17 protein-coding genes are annotated in these 19,082 nt (G+C 50.5%); 7 read left to right on the top strand and 10 right to left on the bottom strand.

The features are described 5' to 3' along the window. Positions 1-4: 4 nt before the first annotated feature. The 4 genes from I6L46_RS04190 to I6L46_RS04175 are packed head-to-tail and all read left to right on the top strand — an operon-like array spanning position 5 to position 3,520. Positions 5-1,066 carry a nucleotidyltransferase family protein gene (locus I6L46_RS04190; protein ID WP_042053165.1) on the top strand — a complete coding sequence of 354 codons (1,062 nt, stop codon included), beginning with the start codon at positions 5-7 and terminating at the stop codon, positions 1,064-1,066. Beyond that, entirely contained in the window at positions 1,066-2,037 is a 972-nt protein-coding gene (locus tag I6L46_RS04185) for a Gfo/Idh/MocA family protein (RefSeq protein ID WP_042053167.1), read from the top strand. The genes I6L46_RS04190 and I6L46_RS04185 overlap by 1 nt, the downstream gene beginning before the upstream one ends. Before the next feature lie 23 nt (positions 2,038-2,060). Continuing rightward, a complete protein-coding gene (locus I6L46_RS04180) occupies positions 2,061-2,750 on the top strand; it encodes an acylneuraminate cytidylyltransferase family protein (protein ID WP_042053169.1) in 690 nt (229 codons plus the stop codon). Beyond that, the gene (locus tag I6L46_RS04175) at positions 2,750-3,520 is read left to right on the top strand and encodes an oxidoreductase (protein WP_074042646.1); all 771 of its coding nucleotides are present in this window, start codon (positions 2,750-2,752) and stop codon (positions 3,518-3,520) included. The genes I6L46_RS04180 and I6L46_RS04175 overlap by 1 nt, the downstream gene beginning before the upstream one ends. A gap of 291 nt (positions 3,521-3,811) precedes the next feature. On the opposite strand, the gene I6L46_RS04170 is transcribed toward I6L46_RS04175, so the two are convergent. The 8 genes from I6L46_RS04170 to I6L46_RS04135 form a co-directional block, all read right to left on the bottom strand. Further along, positions 3,812-5,914 carry a motility associated factor glycosyltransferase family protein gene (locus tag I6L46_RS04170; protein ID WP_216977458.1) on the bottom strand — a complete coding sequence of 701 codons (2,103 nt, stop codon included), beginning with the start codon at positions 5,912-5,914 and terminating at the stop codon, positions 3,812-3,814. Positions 5,915-5,942: 28 nt separating this feature from the next. After that, on the bottom strand, positions 5,943-6,245 hold the full coding sequence (locus I6L46_RS04165) for a hypothetical protein (RefSeq protein ID WP_042053173.1): 303 nt from the start codon (positions 6,243-6,245) through the stop codon (positions 5,943-5,945). 8 nt (positions 6,246-6,253) lie between these two features. After that, a complete protein-coding gene (fliS, locus tag I6L46_RS04160) occupies positions 6,254-6,676 on the bottom strand; it encodes a flagellar export chaperone FliS (protein WP_216948398.1) in 423 nt (140 codons plus the stop codon). A gap of 24 nt (positions 6,677-6,700) precedes the next feature. After that, complete coding sequence (gene fliD, locus I6L46_RS04155) at positions 6,701-8,116, bottom strand: flagellar filament capping protein FliD (protein WP_254203125.1); 1,416 nt, start codon at positions 8,114-8,116, stop codon at positions 6,701-6,703. 23 nt (positions 8,117-8,139) lie between these two features. After that, entirely contained in the window at positions 8,140-8,610 is a 471-nt protein-coding gene (locus I6L46_RS04150) for a flagellar protein FlaG (RefSeq protein ID WP_080771377.1), read from the bottom strand. Positions 8,611-8,638: 28 nt separating this feature from the next. Further along, positions 8,639-9,505, bottom strand: coding sequence for a flagellin (locus tag I6L46_RS04145; protein ID WP_042053179.1), 867 nt, complete (start codon positions 9,503-9,505; stop codon positions 8,639-8,641). Positions 9,506-9,690: 185 nt separating this feature from the next. Then, entirely contained in the window at positions 9,691-10,548 is an 858-nt protein-coding gene (locus I6L46_RS04140) for a flagellin (RefSeq protein WP_042053181.1), read from the bottom strand. 690 nt (positions 10,549-11,238) lie between these two features. Continuing rightward, positions 11,239-12,099: a flagellin gene (locus I6L46_RS04135; protein ID WP_042053182.1), complete on the bottom strand. Its 861-nt coding sequence runs from the start codon at positions 12,097-12,099 to the stop codon at positions 11,239-11,241. Positions 12,100-12,483: 384 nt separating this feature from the next. Here I6L46_RS04135 and I6L46_RS04130 point away from each other — a divergent pair, with 384 nt between their 5' ends. Both I6L46_RS04130 and I6L46_RS04125 read left to right on the top strand, forming a co-directional pair. Further along, positions 12,484-13,116 carry a trimeric intracellular cation channel family protein gene (locus tag I6L46_RS04130; protein ID WP_005333975.1) on the top strand — a complete coding sequence of 211 codons (633 nt, stop codon included), beginning with the start codon at positions 12,484-12,486 and terminating at the stop codon, positions 13,114-13,116. Between the two features lie 100 nt (positions 13,117-13,216). Beyond that, positions 13,217-13,609 (top strand): hypothetical protein, encoded by a 393-nt coding sequence (locus I6L46_RS04125; RefSeq protein WP_005333978.1) that lies wholly within the window; start codon positions 13,217-13,219, stop codon positions 13,607-13,609. Between the two features lie 76 nt (positions 13,610-13,685). Here I6L46_RS04125 and thiI read toward each other — a convergent pair whose 3' ends face one another. After that, the gene (thiI, locus tag I6L46_RS04120; protein WP_216977457.1) at positions 13,686-15,134 is read right to left on the bottom strand and encodes a tRNA uracil 4-sulfurtransferase ThiI; all 1,449 of its coding nucleotides are present in this window, start codon (positions 15,132-15,134) and stop codon (positions 13,686-13,688) included. Positions 15,135-15,311: 177 nt separating this feature from the next. On the opposite strand from thiI, the gene I6L46_RS04115 reads away from it, so the two are divergent. Then, positions 15,312-16,277 carry a hypothetical protein gene (locus tag I6L46_RS04115; RefSeq protein WP_216977456.1) on the top strand — a complete coding sequence of 322 codons (966 nt, stop codon included), beginning with the start codon at positions 15,312-15,314 and terminating at the stop codon, positions 16,275-16,277. A 429-nt stretch (positions 16,278-16,706) separates the two neighbouring features. Here I6L46_RS04115 and pbpC read toward each other — a convergent pair whose 3' ends face one another. Beyond that, positions 16,707-19,052, bottom strand: coding sequence for a penicillin-binding protein 1C (pbpC, locus tag I6L46_RS04110; protein ID WP_254203153.1), 2,346 nt, complete (start codon positions 19,050-19,052; stop codon positions 16,707-16,709). Between the last annotated feature and the right edge of the window lie 30 nt (positions 19,053-19,082).

The following is a 19,082-nucleotide window of genomic DNA, read 5'->3' as shown; positions in this document are numbered from 1 at the left end:
TAGGATGAGCAAAAATTGGGAAAAAGTAGTGCTGTCACCTGAACATTCGGTGCGTGATGCCTTGGCAGTCATCAATGCAGAAGCGCTGCGGGTTTGTCTGGTGGTGGATGACTTACGGCACTTGCTGGGCGTCGTGACAGATGGCGATGTTCGCCGCGCCATCCTGAACAATGTCTCCCTGACGCAAAGCGTCACGGCGGTGATGAACTCCACCCCCATCACAGTCTCGGCCAAACTGACCCGTGCGCAGCTGCTGGAGACTATGCGCGAGCACAGCATTCTTTCCCTGCCTGTAGTTGATGACGCTGGCAAGTTGATCGGACTTGAAACGTGGGAAAAAGCAACCAGTCAACCAACATATGATAATCCTGTTTTGATCATGGCTGGCGGGTTTGGGACTCGACTTAAACCACTTACAGATACCTGCCCGAAGCCTATGCTAAAAGTCGGTGATAAACCGATTTTAGAGACCCTGCTTAATCAATTTATCAAAGCAGGGTTCAAAAACATCTATATTTCTACTCATTACATGCCTGAACTTATCACTGATTATTTTGGTGATGGTTCTGCTTGGGGTGCAAATATTAAATATATTCATGAACAACATCCACTTGGAACAGGGGGCGCATTAGGTTTATTGCCTGCCAATCTGCCTCCGCTACCACTGATCATGATAAATGGGGATGTGTTAACAACTGTGGACTTCAACAGTTTGCTAGATTTTCATACTCAGAATGGTTCAGATGCCACAATGTGTGTTCGTGAGTATAATTATCAAATTCCTTATGGCGTGATAACGGGAGAAGGAAATAACATTACCAGCATGGTTGAAAAACCCGTACATCATTTTTTTGTTAATGCAGGTATCTATGTTGTTAATTCATATATAGCGCAGTCAGTGATCAAAGGAGAACGTATTGATATGCCGACCCTTCTTGAGAAACATATGCAAGAAAAAAAACGTATATCAATGTTTCCCCTTCATGAATATTGGTTAGATATTGGACGAATGGAGGATTTTAACAGGGCCCAGTCAGATATTTCTACACTAGGATTCCGCTCATAATGGAACGTATCGCTGTGATTGGCCTGGGTAATATATCTATTCGCCATAGACATAATCTTAAGTATCTCTATCCTTTTGCTTCCATCTATGCAATGTCAGCCAGTGGTCAGGTGGCCGCAAGTGAGGTCAGTGATTGCGATGTGTTTGTTTATTCAGTAGAGGAGCTGATTCAGCATCGGATCGAACTCGCGATCATCGCATCCCCTGCGACATTGCATGCAGTTCATGCAATCCCTCTAATAAAGGCCGGTATTCCAGTCTTAATTGAAAAGCCCCTCGCTGTATCACTTTCCGATTGTAAGGCGATCCAAACTGCAAGTCGTGAGCATAATACTGCTGTTGCGGTCGGATACTGTCTTCGATATTTGCCGTCAGCATTCACTATGAAAAATCTATTTGATCAGAAAAAAGTAGGGCGTTGCTACTATGCTCATGTCGAGGTCGGTCAATATTTGCCGGACTGGCGTCCCAACATAGATTATCGCCACAGTGTCTCCGCACGAGCAGAATTGGGTGGCGGGGTGTTACTGGAGCTCAGCCATGAATTTGATTATATCCAGTGGCTGCTTGGACCGCTTCAAGTAAAATACGCAAATTTGTCTTCTTCCGAAGAGCTTGGCCTGTCGGTTGAGGACATGGCCGATATCATACTTGGCGACACAACGGGTGCCATTGCCACGGTTCATCTGGATTTTCTCCAACGAAAAGCGCATCGCAAATGCCGAGTGATTGGCAGTGAAGGTACGTTGGAGTGGGACCTGATTCACAACTCAGTCACATTGAGCTCGGCCAACGGTATTGAGATCATCTACTGTGATCCCGCTTGGGATAAAAACCAGATGTATCTCGCTATGATTTCCGACTTTGTCAATCTTATTCAGGGGAAAAAGAATAATGGTGCCTCAATTGAGGAGGCTACACAAACGGTTACACTGATTAAAGAAGTCAAAGCGTACTCTCATTATCGATAACAGGTAACCGGAACTTGAATCAGATGAAAAATTTCGCGTTTATTTTCGCTCGTGGTGGTTCAAAAGGGTTGCCAGGTAAAAACATTCGCCCATTAGCGGGAAAACCCTTGTTGCAATATTCCATAGATACGGCTCTGGCATCACCTTCGATTAGCCAGGTGTTTGTTTCTACGGATGATGCTGCCATTGCTAACGTTGCAATCTCATCCGGTGCGGTGGTTATCGAGCGTCCATCCGAATTGGCGACAGATAGCAGTCCGGAGTGGCTTTCCTGGCAACATGCCATTGAATGGGCCACCGCGCATTATGGAGCATTCGATGGTTTCATCAGCTTGCCGGCAACCAGCCCGCTGCGCAGTGTGAGTGATGTTGAAGCGGCCATTGCCAAACGTTGTGAGCAAAATGCCGATATCTGTATCTCCGTCACGCCAGCTAATCGCAGTCCCTATTTCAACATGGTAAAGAAAACGGTGGATGGCCGGGTCGAGTTGGTCAATAAACCGGCGGGCAATGTTGCTCGACGCCAGGATTCACCCCAGGTTTTTGATATCACAACCGTGGTATATGCAACGACACCAGCCTTTGTGCTGGCACACTGTGGGCTGTTCTCGGGAAAAGTCACCAGTATCGAAGTGCCGAAAGAACGCGCAGTCGATATTGACGACATTTACGACTTTAAACTGGCAGAGGCTATTATAGGAGTGCGGAAATAATGGACAGTTTGTTAAAATATAAGTGTTTCTTGGTCGCAGGTGCAGGTGGCTTGCTGGGATCTCATTTGGTCCCATCCATTCTTGCCCAAGGGGGCAAGGTTATTGCAGCAGATATCAATGTCGATGCCATGGCCCAGCGTCTTGCCACTCAGGGTGTAGACATTGCAGACGATAATCTGACGTTGATATCGCTGGATGTAACCTGCGAGGGAAGCCTCAAGACATTTTTTGCACGACAAGAACATCTTGATGGTGCAGTCAATGCCACCTACCCGAGAAATAAAACCTATGGCGCACATTTTTTTGATGTATCGCTTTCTAGTTTTAATGAAAATATATCTCTTCATCTGGGTAGTGCTTTTTTATTTACTCAACAATGTGCCGCGTACTTCAAAACACATGAAACTGCGTTTTCATTAGTCAATATGTCCTCCATATATGGTGTTGTTGCACCTAAATTTGACATTTACAACAATACAAAAATGACAATGCCTGTGGAGTATGCGGCAATAAAATCTGCAATACAGCACTTGAGTAAATATGTTGTCACATATGTGAATGACAGCCGTTTCAGAATTAATTTGATCAGTCCGGGGGGATTACTTGATAATCAATCTGAAGTTTTTTGTCAAGCCTATAAAAAACAGACATGTGGAAAGGGAATGCTTGATGTTTCAGATGTTGTAGGTAGCGTTATGTTTCTATTATCAGATCAATCCAGATATGTGACCGGACAAAATATTGTCGTGGATGACGGTTTTTCTTTATAATAAGACACACTCCACCGTCATTTCGCAGCTGTATTTAGTATTTTTGCTTGACGATGAGCAGCCATTCTGAACCATTATTCTATTTCAGGTAGGTCATCATGGCTACATCTATTTTATTTATCCATACCTCAATCCCCCCAAGTTTGGTCGCTGCTCAGGTTTTGTGGCAACGACTAACTATGGGTAATCCTGTTTCTGATATGCCAAAATACAATACGAAAAGCATTGTGATAACTGATTGAGTCACGTAAATATGATAATATAAAGCCCAAGTAACACTTGGGCTTATAATCAATTACTACGGTATAAACTAATAATTTCACAATCCACTTTGTCAGGACTATCAAGCGCCTGAGGGTATAATTCTTTGGCTTTTAATAGATAAGCATTAAATATTTCAAGCGCATCACTTACTGCCTCCAGCGTCTCCTCTTCATCCGCGAAAGCATGGCAAAAAGTGATGAGGAAACTAAATAAATAATTGAATGTACCGATTAGAACTCTGGAGATATGACATTGTCTACTGTTCTCTATCACCAATAAATACTCAAATTGTCTCATCATGCGATTGACAACGTCAGCACGTGATAGCAAAGGCTCTTTCCACTCCAAGAGGACCTTGTCGATAAAGAAGTTAAAATAATCGGTATCAAGAGCCGAAGCCACCCTGGAACGATCAATATTAAGTGGCTTGAAGACCTCATTCGCAATGAACTCAATAATATCAATCTTATTAAAAGAAACAGGGAGATCACTAAACTGACTTTCTTTGATATCTAAAGCCTCGGCTCCTTCTATTTTTGCCCCATGGGAAGTATTAAAAAAGTTGGTGCCAGAGTATTCCCTTATAAGCCGCTCCATGACTCTGATTGAAGTGACAAACATTTTGCTAGAGATAACTTCCCCACCAAAATTGCCAGGAATGACCTGATCAGATCCTGCTGTCGCAAGACGTTGTAATGCCGCAATTGGGGCGCCATTATCATCATAATAAGAGCTTAACCTAGAATGATGATGCTCACTGTCATAATGACCATTATCGATGCCAAAAAGGTATATTTCTTTGAATCCCAAGCGGGCCGCGACTGAAATCCCCGTATTTCCAACCAAAGGGTTAACATGACTAAAGTAATCAAACCCTTGAACCTCTTCGAAATTAATACTAGCAAGAGATAGCATTGGCTCGTTAGGCTTGAATGCTAAAAGGCTACGTCTAAAAAACTGGTGGCAATCAGGGTGGGTGAGATCAGTACTTATATACAATATATCTTTAAGGTAATCTTCATCATTAATCAATGCGATGAAATCTGGTACCGCTTTCGTTCTTTCTATGGTGACATATATATCAGGTTTAATCCCTTCTTTGTGCAGCGCTGAAATACTGCTACCACATGATATTAATATGGCTTTATTTTTATTTTCTTTAATATATGGGATGGTGGCATCTAACGATGGCCCATTACCTATAATAAATACTGGCACAGTGTTATATTTATCAGGCAGACTCTTACCTTTAACTAAAAATGGAATGCCTTTTGAAATATTTTCAACGCTATGCGAAAGAGCTAACATATTGTCGTCGAAAAATCCCCAGCCCATAGTAAAAAGAAAGAACTCTTTTTTCATTTTAGCAACAAGATGTTCAATAATTTCTGATGGGTAGTGCACCAGTCCGACAGGGGCCGCAGCAATAAATGGTCCTGCTTTGTGAATAGCATGTAGTGCATCATTCATCAAGTTATCTTTATCTTGCCCTAAAAAAATATGGATCCTGAGATTCTCCGCCATAATGTAATCAAGTAAAGATACCCAATCAAAGGCATAGAGCGAAGCATAAAACAGATCTAGATCAGGTTCAAAAACAAACAAGTTGGCAACCTTGCAGGTTTCGTATAAATAACCTAGCTGATATCCTAAACCTACACCAAACATCATCATGAATGGCATTGATTCAGGGACTTGCTGAAGGGGACTGTATTCATTTCTTTTCTTTGCCAAAAGTTCAGCAAGTTGATTCAAATAATCAATGTGAATTTGATTGAAAAAATTTTTCTCTGTTCCAAAACGAATACCACCACTAGCACTAGAGGACATCATATGCTTTATTTGTTGCTGGCATTGAGAATATGGATCATCGCCATAAATAGCTACATTTTCATCTATCCACGCTAGATTAGGAATTCCATTTTCAGTGCAGAAAAATCTAAATTCTCTTTGTACTTTATAATTTAAAAAAGCCTTGTGTATAGATGGTATATATTTAGAGAATGCAACCATATTTTGCTCGAAACGAATAGGCAAAACTTCAGCCATTGCTTTCTCTTGCTCAGCCTGAAGCATGATTCGCTCAGCATCTTGTGTTATTTTTGCTAGTATCTCTTCAGGCTTAATCATATCCTCTCCTGTCACCACGCGATTATAATTAAATTTCGTTTGCTTTATAGTGATTAATTGCTTTGTTTTTTTTACTGATAGAAAAGGCTTCTTTTTGCACTAGTTGCTTTGCCATTTCCAGTTTATTTTGTACTATAACACTTGTATTTAATATGTTATCAAGCTGTTCTAAATGAAGATCCTCCCACCCACTGGCAGAGTAGAGAGAAAAGATGATTGCTTCTCTCTCATCAAATAGTTCATCAAGGGTATCAAAACTTTCCGATTCCACATATGTTAATATGTGCGCTGTATTACGCTGCAACGCGTCAAGCAACTGTTTATATGCCACGATAAAACCTATAAATCCCCAAGTGATTGCCGCATAGTATACGCTTTTTGCTTTTCCTGATCTGGTATCTTATCCCAAGACTCTTTGATCATTAACATAAGTTTCATAGACTCATCCAGAGGTGATACCTCCATTTTTACGCTAGCATCCAGCAGACGTTCACCCATATATTCATAAAGAGAGAATAATCTTTCTGATATTTCACCTTGAGACATATCAAGGCTATCTTTCAATCCATTTAAAATTGCATTTGCCGATGAAATACGATCGCTTTTTAACTGATAATCATTGCGCTCAATTGCACCTTTAGCCTGAGCGACTCTTTCTAAAAAACCTTGCATTAACAACTGAATAACCTTGTGTGGATCTGCAACAGACAGCTCAGCTTCAAGTGAATTTTTCTTATAGACGCCAAGTGATTTGTTGTACATGATAACCTCTCAAAAACTATCCGTTCAGGACTTCTTGTTCATATTAACCAAGGTAGTCAAGCTACCCATAGATGAATTCATCCTAGCAACCAATACATCCAAGCGGGCATACTTCTGGCGCAACCCCTCTTCGTACTTAGTAAGATAAGCATCAAAATCTACACGTTCCTGTTTAATTGACCTGACATCCTGTTGAAGACTATCACGTCTTTTATCAAGAGAGCCTGAAGATTTAGTGTATTCGTTCAATTGTGAATCAAGTCTCTTCGCCAACCCGGTTTCACCAGAAAAAACACTTTCCAGCTTACCAAAATTTTCATCCATCACTTTTGTCAATTTTGCATTATCAATAGACAAACGACCTTTTTTATCAATGTTAATACCGACATTAAAAAGTGAGTCGTTGTCTACGGTAGATAATGAGAGTTCTTTGAACAAAAGACTCTTAACACCATTGAGAGTTTGATCACCAGCTAGAGGTCCTGAATCCCCCACTCGCTCGCCACCCACTATCGTTGGTCGCTTACCCAGAGTATCCATGGTATCCATCAAAGCGTTATATGATTTAATAAACGCCTCAATATTTTCCTTGGTTTTCCCTTTATCCTGCTCTACGGTTACCTTGGTTGCTTTATAGTTATTCGCCGCATCTTTTTCACTCAATTGCAACACGGTAAACGACGTATCTTGGATCACATTATCAAATTTATTCGTAGCACTATTAACCTCCAGACCGTCGATTTCAACTATTGCATCTTTTGCATTTTTTTGGCTTCCCATCACAGATGCAGGATCACTGGTTGAAAAACGCTGTAAGTCAGCATTACTGGCCGTCACCTGTAAATCATTACCTTGACCACTCACGGATGACTCAATAACAAGTCGTGACTTACCATCGACATTTATAATGTTCGCAGAGACACCAAAATTATTAGATGCACTATTAATTTTATTACGCATGTCGAGTAAGGTGTCATTAGCTGCCAAATCAACATTAAGGGTTTTACCCCCTGCGCTAAATGTCAATGTACCAGCAGATGACGTTGCAATATCGGAAGAAGATGTGAATGCGTTATCTGCCGAAATAAAAGAACTGCCAGTGGCAAGCTGCTTAACTGCAATATTGTAATTTCCAGTATTAGCTTTATTAGTTGCCGTAAATGCCAGTAGCTGATTATCTGCAGACTGGCCAATCGTCACCTTATTACCAGAAAAATCTGCTGGTTTAGCCAGTTTTTGTAATGCAGCATTAAAGGTGCTGATAGCCGACTTGAGTTGACCTATACCAGAAAGGTTACTATTCAGGCGAGTTTCACGGCCCACAATACGCCTTTCAAATTGTGTTTTTTTGGCACTTAACTCCGCCTGGATCAAATCATTAAGTGGCAAATTGGACCCTACACCTGCTGAGCTTATACTCGCCATTTCAATATCTCCCAATATGAGATCAGGCTACCACCTGTTCAGATTGACTGATCAAACAAGAGGCCTATTTGCTGAGCACCATCAATTCTCTTGGACAACTCAAGCTCTTTGAACCGCCGAGATATGCTTAACATTTCCTCACTTGGTATTTGCCTGATCAGATCCCCAGTTTCCTTGTCATGCAACTTAATCACTGTTTTACCGGCTGTTTTATCCTGACTAATGTTCAAGTACCAACCCTTTGTTGCAACAGCCTCTTGCAATTCTTGTACCTGTTTTTCCAAATCAGCCTTCTGCTGCCTTAAATCGTTCATCGATGAACTTAGAGCACGCAGAGATGCCTCTTTTGAATCCGCATCATTTGATCCTGCCCCACCTATGGGTCGTGTAGTCACGTTGCCCTCCGGTTTCGGATTGGTCGATGCAAAAACAGCAGCCTCCCGGCTGCCGTTATCACTACGCCCTACAACAGGAGAGGAGCTAACGCCTACATTTAAATCGGTCGACATAATAGCCTCCTAATACCCATAGTCAGTATTAACGCAGCAGCGAGAGCGCGCCATTAGGTCGCTGGTTTGCCTGCGCCAATACGGTGGAGGCAGCCTGCTGCAAGATGTTGTACTGGGTGAGCGCAGCCGTCTCTACAGCAAAGTCCGCATCACGTACCCGAGACCGGGCAGATGAGAGGTTTTCGGCGATATTTGCCTGGTTGCGAATGGTAGACTCCATCCGATTCTGGATTGCACCCAGCTCAGCCCGTTTACTGTCTACTCCGGCTATCATTTTGTCCACCGCACCAAGCACATTTTGAGCTTTGTCTTGCGTTGAAATAGACAGCGAAGCTACAGTACTAAATCCACCTCTAGAACCAGCAAATCCAGCTGCAGCCGCGATACCGGAGATACCAAATCCCCCACCCTGAAATAATGTAAAACTGATCGTTTGCTTGGCATCCGCCCCTACCTGGAAAACCCCTTTATAGGTGCCATCCAATAGCTTGGTCCCGCCAAAGGTCGTATCTTTGGCAATCCTATCAATTTCAGTTGCCAACTGCTTGACTTCTTGTTGCAGCGCAGAACGATCAGCATTTGTATTGGAGCCGTTGGCTGACTGCTCGGCCAACACTCGCATCCGCTGGAACATACCGGTGATCTCTTCCATCGCCCCTTCAGCGGTTTGTGCCAGGGAGATACCGTCATTAGCGTTACGGTTACCCTGGTTCAAACCGTTGATCTGGGAGGTCAAACGGTTGGAGATCTGCAGACCGGCCGCATCATCTTTGGCACTGTTGATCCGCAAGCCAGAGGAGAGGCGTTGGTAGGCGGTATCCAACGCCTTGTTGGTATTCATCAAATTTCGCTGAGAGTTCAGCGAAGAGACGTTGGTATTAATAAACATCGACATGATATCTCTCCTATCGATAAGGGCTCCACGGCATACCGCACGCTTTCCCCTCGTGTGATAAGGTGAACCGCCTCATCACACTCTCTTGGCAGAGAGTTTGTCCCCCTCTGCCATCTCGTCATATCAGGAGTCCCGAACACCCAATATTGTGCTAACCGATGAACGGCCTTACTGGCCGCTCTCCTTTAACGCAGCAGTGAGAGCGCACCGTTAGGACGCTGATTTGCCTGCGCCAATACGGTGGAGGCTGCCTGCTGCAAGATGTTGTACTGGGTGAGCGCAGCCGTCTCTACAGCAAAGTCCGCATCACGTACCCGAGACCGGGCAGATGAGAGGTTTTCGGCGATATTTGCCTGGTTGCGAATGGTAGACTCCATCCGATTCTGGATTGCACCCAGCTCAGCCCGTTTCCGGTCTACCCCGGCAATCATCTTGTCCACTGCACCGAGCACACTCTGTGCATTGGATTGACTAGTAATATTTATCGCCGCCAAGGTTGCAAACGCAGCGCCTGCACTGGCCGCGGCCGCAATACCGGAGATATTGAAGCCATTGGCCTGAGTCAATGAAAAACTGATGGTTTGTTTGGCATCCGCCCCTACCTGGAAAACCCCTTTATAGGAGCCATCCAATAGCTTGGTCCCGCCAAAGGTCGTATCTTTGGCAATCCGGTTAATTTCTGTTGCCAACTGTTTGACTTCTTGTTGCAGCGCAGCACGGTCAGCGGTCGTATTGGAGCCGTTGGCTGACTGCTCGGCCAGCACCCGCATCCGCTGGAACATACCGGTGATCTCTTCCATCGCCCCTTCAGCGGTTTGTGCCAGAGAGATACCGTCGTTGGCGTTACGGTTACCCTGGTTCAAACCGTTGATCTGGGAGGTCAAACGGTTGGAGATCTGCAGACCGGCCGCATCATCTTTGGCACTGTTGATCCGCAAGCCAGAGGAGAGGCGTTGGTAGGCGGTATCCAACGCCTTGTTGGTATTCATCAGGTTCCGCTGAGAGTTCAGCGAGGACACATTGGTATTAATAAACATCGACATGATATTTCTCCCATTCGATACAGACTGCAGGCCTCGCTTACATCAGCCCTGTTGCAATCCGGGAGTGAAGGGGTGAACAAGCCCTTCGACTCTCGACCAGCGGCAGTTGTTTGAACAGACAACCACCGCCACACCGCAAAATTCAGGAGTCCCGAACACCTTCTTTTGCTTACTCTGGTTAACGGCCGCGTTGCAACAAGCTTGAGGATTTTTTGCCGCTGGCGGCAAAACATTGCCGCCCCGACCTGTGGCTTCCAGTCAACATGGAGGGATGTAAAGATAATGAAGCGGGAAGAGGAGATAGCAGGGTCACCGCACGCCTCGGTACCCCCTGTTCGACGTCAATATATTGACTTATCAAGACCAGCATCTGCCTGACTGATGGTCAGACCGTCGGATAGATCCACACCAGCCACCGCCAACATAGCTAAAACGTCAAACTGGCATGTTTCATGCTTTGTGTTTTATGACAACAAAAGCATGAGCAGTGCTATAAAAAAGGCCGACTCAAGGTCGGCCAACGAGCTTTAGCTCAGGAGAATGTGGCGAGTCAGGTTGTGCAGTTGCAAACCGCGCTCGCTGAGCATAATAGTTTACTACAGTGTTGTGACTTATCAGAGACATGATTTCCCGAACACCCTCTGATGCGTCCTACCGAAAGGCGGCCTGAACAACCGCCTTTCTTTTTTATTAACCTCTTAACAACTGAAGTGCGCCATTGGGACGCTGGTTTGCCTGCCCCAGCACAGTTGATGCCGCCTGTTGCAAAATGTTGTACTGGGTCAACGTGGCAGTCTCTTGCGCAAAATCAGCATCTCTGATGCGGGAGCGGGCAGCACTGACGTTTTCAGCAATATTGGCCTGGTTGCGAATGGTTGACTCCATCCTGTTTTGAATGGCACCCAGCTCGGCACGTTTGCTATCCACCCGGGCAATCATCTTGTCCACCGCCCCCAACACACTTTGCGCGTTACTCTGGCTCGACACTGACAATCCAGCAGCCGTGCCAAAAATCGTGTTCACACCCGCAGCAGCACCCAATCCCGAGATACTAAAGCCGCCAGTCTGAGAGAGCGTAAAGCTGATAGTTTGCTTGGCATCGGCCCCCACCTGGAAGATACCTTTATAGTTACCATCGAGTAACTTGGTGCCACCAAATGTGGTATCTTTGGCAATCCGGTTGATTTCGGTGGCCAGCTGTCGCACTTCCTGCTGGATGGCAGTGCGGTCAGCAGCGGTGTTTGAACCGTTTGCCGATTGCTCAGCCAGCACCCGCATCCGCTGGAACATGCCGGTGATCTCTTCCATCGCCCCTTCAGCAGTCTGGGCCAGCGAGATGCCGTCATTGGCGTTACGGTTACCCTGGTTCAAACCGTTGATCTGGGAGGTCAAGCGATTGGAGATCTGCAGACCAGCCGCATCGTCCTTAGCTGTATTAATTCGCAAGCCGGAGGAGAGTCGTTGATACGCAGTATCCAAAGCCTTGTTGGTGTTATAGAGGTTACGCTGCGAGTTGATGCTCGATACGTTGGTATTTACATACATACTCATGATATTTCTCCTAAGCGATTAAATTTGCTCTTTATTAGCTCAGGCTTTCTTTTTAGTTTGTGCCCGATGCGTCTTATTTAACGGCTCGTTTTTGGATGTCTTTAGCATTTTTTTCAACGCTTCATCGCATTAACGCCGCTTACCTTATATATCGGCGGGTCGGGGGGATACTTAAGGAAAAAATCGGTCCTAAACCTGTGATGGAACTCAACCTTCTAAAGCTCGCCAACGGCGGAGAGCTACGGGCACGCACGAGCCTCACCCGGTTCATGCCGCGAGAGAAAATCCGTCCCGACTCTCAATTTTGTCGAGCACTGTTGGCGATTGGGCTCACCAGCCCCTAAAATCGCGGCCCCATCAACAATTTGGCGTGAGTTGTTCTCCATGCAGACACTGGTTGAGCAGATTGTTTACATCAGCGACATGTTTGGTACTGCGGTATTCGCGTTTTCAGGGGTATTGGTGGCTGGCCGACTCAGAATGGACGGGTTTGGCGTCATGGTTTTGGCGGCGGTCACTGCCATCGGCGGCGGAACCATCCGTGACATGATCCTGGGAGCCACCCCCGTATTCTGGGTGCGCGACCCGCTCTATATCTGGGTGGTCATCGCGACGGCGCTGATCGGTATGTGGATGGTCAAACTGCCCCGCAGGATGCCCTGGTATGTACTGCCGGTGGCGGATGCCTTCGGGCTAGCCCTCTTTACCGTGATCGGTGCCCAGAAGGCCCTCAACTTCGGCACCCCGGGGCTGATTGCCGTGATCATGGGCACCATGACCGGGGTAGCCGGTGGCATGATCCGCGATGTACTGGCGCGGGAGGTCCCCATGGTGCTGCAAAAAGAGATCTATGCCACCGCCTGTATCCTCGGCGGCATTCTCTATACCTTGGCGCTGGAGGCAAACATGGACAGGGTCACAGCCATGCTCATCTGCATGACGGCCGTGTTTGGCCTGCGGGTCGCGGCTATCTACTGGCATCTTTCGCTACCGACCTTCTCCCTGCAACGCAATTGAGAGCAGGCCCACAGCGTCATCATGTCGCTGTGGGCCGCGCGTTGAACCAAATAGGCTTTTCTGTTGTCATAGAAGCAGTCGTTGTTAGCCGGAACTTCTCATGCGCAAAATCGGTATGCTTACCACCCTCCTCCTGGCGAACGTGACGGCAGCCCACGCCGAAGCACAAGTGGTATTTGGACGACTGGCCTCGGCGCCGGTGCAGCAGTTCAACCAGCAGATACGCCAGGCAAGCCATCAACAGCAAAACTGGGTTAATGACTACCGTGAGGTCGCTCTGCGATTCGTCGGTCATGGTGACACGCCCAGCCGCATCCATGCCCAGCAACTGGACAATGATCTGGTGCTCTCGGTCGCCCTCGACGGCAGCAAGAGCGACATGATCTACATCCTGACCCTCTATCGCAGCAACAACCTGTGGCAGATGCGGGAGGCGGAAATGGGCTGGCGTTGTCAGGGGCAAGACTCCTTCACTCCGGTTCCCTGTCCCTGATAGTCATTGCTCACTCTGTGAAATAAAAAAATCCGGCACATTGGCCGGATTTTTTTATTGAAGGTAAAAAACACGCTTACGGGCGGTACACCTTGACATTGTCAAAGCCCTTCTCTTTCAGATAGAGCGCCTGCAGCTTGCTCATCACGCCGCGATCGCAGTAGAGCAGGTAGGTCTTCTCCTTGGGCAGATCGCCAAAGGCGGTGGCCAGCTTGAAGAAGGGGATGTGCAGCACTTCACGATCTTCTACCACCAGCGGCTTGTCGTCGTGTTCATCGGCAGAGCGGATATCCAGGATCACCTCGTCAGCGCCCAGCACCTGGGTGGTTTCCACCTCTTGCACTTCAGCGGCGGTCTCTTCACCGATACGACGGATATCGAGGTAACGGGCCTCGGCCACCACCTTGTCCAGAATGGCGAAGTCGAAGTTGCCCTCTTCCTCTTCAATGCGCGTCAGATCGGCCTTCACGGTCGGCTTCTTGGAGATGACACCACAGTACTCCGGCATGGTCTCGGCGAACTCCAGGGTGCCGATGCGTCGGGCTTCACTGATGATGTCCGGCTTGTCCCAGGTGATAAGCGGGCGCAGGATCACCTTGTCGGTCACCCGGTCGATGACGTTCAGGTTGGTGAGGGTCTGGCTGGATACCTGACCCACACACTCACCGGTCACCAGCGCCGGGATCTGGAACTCGTCAGCCACCTTAGCTGCGGCACGCATCATCATCCGCTTGAGCACCACGCCCATCTGACCGTTGTCGATCTTCTCGAGGATCTCGGCGACCACCGGCTCGAAGTCCACAGCGGTGAAACGCACCCGGTGGGATGAACCGAAGCGGTTCCACAGGTGATAGGCCACCTGCTTGACGCCAATTTCGTGGGCAGCACCGCCCAGATTAAAGAAGCAGTAGTGTACCCGGCAGCCGCGCTTGATGAACTGGAACGACGCAACGCCGGAGTCAAAACCGCCGGAGAGCAGGCTCAGCACATCTTCCTGGGTCGCGATGGGCATGCCGCTCAGGCCCTGATGAATGGCGCTGACAATAAAGAGCTCCTCCCCGTCGATCTCGAGGTTGATCTTCACATCCGGGTTCTTGAGGCGCACACCATTGCTTTCGCAGTGCTGATTCAGACCGCCCCCCACATAGCGCTCAACCTCAAGGGAGGAGAACTCATGCTTGCCGTGGCGCTTGGCGCGCACGCAGAAGGTTTTGCCCTTGAGCTGGTCGCCCCAAACGGCTTTCACCTGCTCGAAGATGTCGTGCAGATCGGTAAACTTGCTGGCTTGTACCTCGAGGAAGGCCTGAATGCCGGGAATGCAGGCCAGGGCTTCGATTGCCTGCTCGCGGAACTGGTCATTGCGGGAGCTCACAATCAGCTTGTCCCAATCCATCCGTACGCGGGCATCGTCGTCGAAGCGGCGCAGGACGTTGCGGATATTGCCCTGCAGGATCTTGATAAAGCGCTGGCGAACCGACTTGCTCTTGATGGTGATTTCCGGGAACAGCTTGATAATGAACTTCATGGTAATGACTCGGGTGACCTTGATTTAAGGGCGCGAATTATATCAGAACTTTGTGGCCAGCGCCTACTGGATGAGCGTTTGCTCACATTCCCCTACGCAATGTTTGCCGCGCGACCGCAATCTTGCGTATATTCCCGACCCTGCGCCTCGCCAGATTTTTGACAACAGACTGATCCGATGAAGACCTATATCTACTACCCCGGCATGGAGGTACGCGACGAGCTCTGGCTCAAATTTGCCTTGCTCTATCTGGAGCGGCTTGCCTTTGTCTTCACCGTCAGCGAAAAGAGCGGTCTCACCGCCCTGCTCGATACCCTTCAACAGCAGACCGATCTGCTGGCCGAGCGGCCCGATGCAGCCTTTTTTGCCGCCATTACCCCGCAATTGGAGAGCCAGATAAGCGGCCTGGTGGCCCCCGATTTCGTCCGCCACAAGGTGTTTGGCAACAAGGAGCTGATTGGTCGCTGGCGTCAGGAGGCCAACCACGACTGCTTCTGCCCGGATCAGGCGGGACTGGAGCGACTGCACGGCTTTTGCCTGACTCACGGCTTTGCGACCCGGGATGAGGGTGGGATCAGAATGGCGCGGCGCTTTGCCAATCTGCTCTCCATGCGTCTCGCCCGTGAGTGGGCACTCGCCAATGACGGGGCGCTCATTACCGATCACGACTATCTCGACCGCCTGCTCCATCTGCTCGAATCCCGCTACCACAATCGCGGCGGTCAGGATTGCTTCCACCTCGAAATCCCTTTGCAAGTGCCCACTCACCTGACCGACATTCCGTTTGCAGAGCTGATTGCCCTGCGCGGGCGCAGCGGCTTTCGCCAGCAGTTGGCCGAATTTCATCTGGCCATCGACAACCTGCTCACCATGCTGGGTAGCGGCTATGCCGACCCGGCGGCCCTGACCCGCTTTGAGCAGGCTCAGCAAGGGCTCAATCAACTGCTCGGGCCCGAGACCCTCAGCATGCCACTCACCACCCTGGTCAGCACCAGCCTGCCCGCCGTAGCCATGCTCCACCCGTTAAAAGCGAGCCATCCCGAAAGCCGCCTCATCTTCCATCCCATCAAGAAGAGCCACTTTCACCAGCGCAAGAGCCAGCACTTCTTCACCCGGCTCGGTCATCTGCGCCAACAGGGCTGAATTGGCGGAATGAAAAAGGGGTTGGCATCTGCCAACCCCTCTCGTTTTCTGCGGCCTACCAATCATCACCCCGGTGATTGGCCCGCTCTTGCGCCTGCCTGCGCGCCTCCATCGCCCTGTCACGGCGGATATTGGCAGGGGTACAGGCAAACTGTTTCTGATAGCAACGCGCAAAACTCTCGGAAGCAGGTTCGAAAGGTGAATAGAACCCGGTACGTTCAGGAGAAACATGGTGATCACCATGACTACTGGTTGTGGCACAACCCGAACTCATCAGCACCAGCAAGGGACACAGAACACGCAACAAAAGAGAACTCCTGATTGGATTTGAATGAATTCGTAATTATTCACAAATTAATTCATCCAATCAAATATTGATGCATTTCAAATAGTTAATCACATTCACCTCAATGGTTGTCGGCAAAACGCTCAACGGGTGATGGTGCTGGCATCACCGTCAGGATGCACCACGCGAAACTCGATACGATCGCTGTTGCCCGCTTCATCCACCACCACCAGCTGATAGCGCCCCGCCACACTCAGCACCTGATCCCCATCCCAGCGCAGCCGCTGGCCGTTGAGAAACCAGGCCGGCTTGCCGACACCGCCCAGCACCTTGGGCTGCAACCGATAGCGCTGGCTGCGGATAAGGTTGCCCTCCCCCAGCGCCACGATGCGAATGGGGGCCTGCAGCTCGGCGCTCTGCCCCTCCCCTGCACAACTGCTGGCGAGCAGCGACTGCCGCCGCTCGCCGGGGGACCGCCAAGGCTCCAACGACAACGGCCAGAGTGCCCGAAAACCGGATTGTGCCGCATCGGGGCAACGGGTCAGCGTCGGCTTGCCTTCGGCAGTGAGTGCAACTTGCCGCAGCGGCGAGGGCCAGTCCATGGGATCCGGCAAGGTGGGAGGATCGCGCCCTTCCAGCAACCAGGCGCTCTGGCGCTGCAAACAGGCTTCAGGCAGGGTCGCGTTCGCCTTGCGCCCCAGCGGCCAGCAAATCTCGGCCTCGCTCACCGTGTTGGGCTGTGCCGGCAGAGGGCTGTTGTCAGCCAGTCGCGAGTAGACCGAAAGCAGCAGCGGCACCGCTGCGCTCTGGCCGTAAAAACCGGGCATGGGGGTGCCGTCGGGGCGCCCCAGCCAGACGCCGATGGTCCAGCGACCGGAGACTCCCATCGCCCAGCTGTCGCGATAGCCATAGCTGGTGCCGGTCTTCCAGGCCAGTCGGTTGACCCGGCCGGTCGCCTCGCTAGCAAAGGGCTGATCGGCGCGCCCCTGCGCGCTCAATATTTGCCAGATGATCCAGGCCGCTCCCGGACTCAGCAAGGGGCGCGACACCGCCTGCTGCCCCGCCAGCCAAACCGGCATCGCCACCTGCCCCTGCCGGGTCAGCGCACTGTAGAGCGCCACCAGCTGCTCAAGCCGAATACCCGCAGCCCCCAGCGCAATGGCCGGGTTGGGCTTGTCGGAGAGCGCCAGCCGCACCCCGGCATTGTCGAGGCGGCTGACCAGCTTGTCGGGCCCGAGCGCCTCCAGCACCTGCACCGCCGGCACGTTGAGGGATTGCTGCAGCGCCTGCGCAAGGGTCACAGGCCCCTGAAAGGCACCGGAAAAGTTGGCGGGGCGATACTCCGAGCCCAGCCTTGGCGCATCGGAGAGCAGGGAGGCCGAATGCACCAACCCTTCGTCCATGGCCAGACCGTAGATGAAGGGCTTGAGGGTGGAGCCGGGAGAGCGGATCGCCTGCACCATGTCGAGGTAACCGTGGCGGCGCAAATTGCCATACTCGGCGCTGCCCACATAGGCGCGCACCGCCATAGTTTTGTTGTCTACCAGCAGCAGGGCAGCGGAGGTCTGCTCGGGGAAACGGCGGATATAGCTCGCCACCCGCCCCTCCAGCCAGCGCTGCAGATCGCCGTCGATGGTGGTGTGCACCAGCGCCCCGGCCTGATGGTCGGCGGCAAGGCGGGCAAAGAGCGGCGCCTCCATCGGCGTGAAGTGACCGCGGGCCAGCACCGGCTCGATACGTCCCTCCAACCACACCTGTTCGGGCCAGACACCCTGAGCCACCAGCCGCTGCATTACCTTGTCACGGGCGGTGCGGGCCCGCTCGGGGTGCCGGTCCGGCCGATTGCGGCTGGGGGCCTGGGGCAGCACCGCCAACAGCGCCGCCTCGGCATAGGTCAGCTTGGCCGCGCTCTTGCCGAGATAGGCAAAACTTGCCGCCTGCACCCCCTCCAGGTTGCCGCCAAACGGTGCCCGGTTGAGGTAGACGGTGAGCAGGGTGCGTTTGTCGTAGTGCCACTCCAGCTGCAGCGCGCGGGCCATCTGGCGCAGCTTGCCGGGCACGCTCCGGTGGTAGGGCTCGATAAAACGCGCCACCTGCATGGTGAGGGTCGAGCCGCCCGACACAGCCCGCCCATAGCGCAGCCACTGCCAGACCCCGCGCACCATGGCCACCGGATTAACCCCGGGATGACACCAGAAGTAGCGGTCCTCGTAACCCAGCAACGCCTCGATATAGCGGGGGGAGACCTGCTCCAGGGTCACGGGGTAGCGCCACACGCCGCTGGTATCGGCAAAGGCGCGCAGCGGCCGCCCCTTCATGTCGAGCACCACCCGTGCGTAGGCAGGGTCGAGCGGTGGCGGTGGGAAAATACGATCCAGCGCCAGCAATGACAGCAGCAGTGCGACAACTCCCAGCACCGAGACACGCAGCCAGCGTGGCAAACGACCAAGCCAGCGCCAGCCAGCGCGGCCAGTGCGACCCAATTTCAGCCAGCCACGCTGCCAGAAAGTGAGCGGGCG

The sequence above is a fragment of the Aeromonas sp. FDAARGOS 1416 genome (assembly GCF_019048085.1).
Taxonomy (GTDB): domain Bacteria; phylum Pseudomonadota; class Gammaproteobacteria; order Enterobacterales; family Aeromonadaceae; genus Aeromonas; species Aeromonas veronii.
Note: the sequence above shows the minus strand (reverse complement) of the source record. Positions and strands in the feature narration are given on the sequence as shown.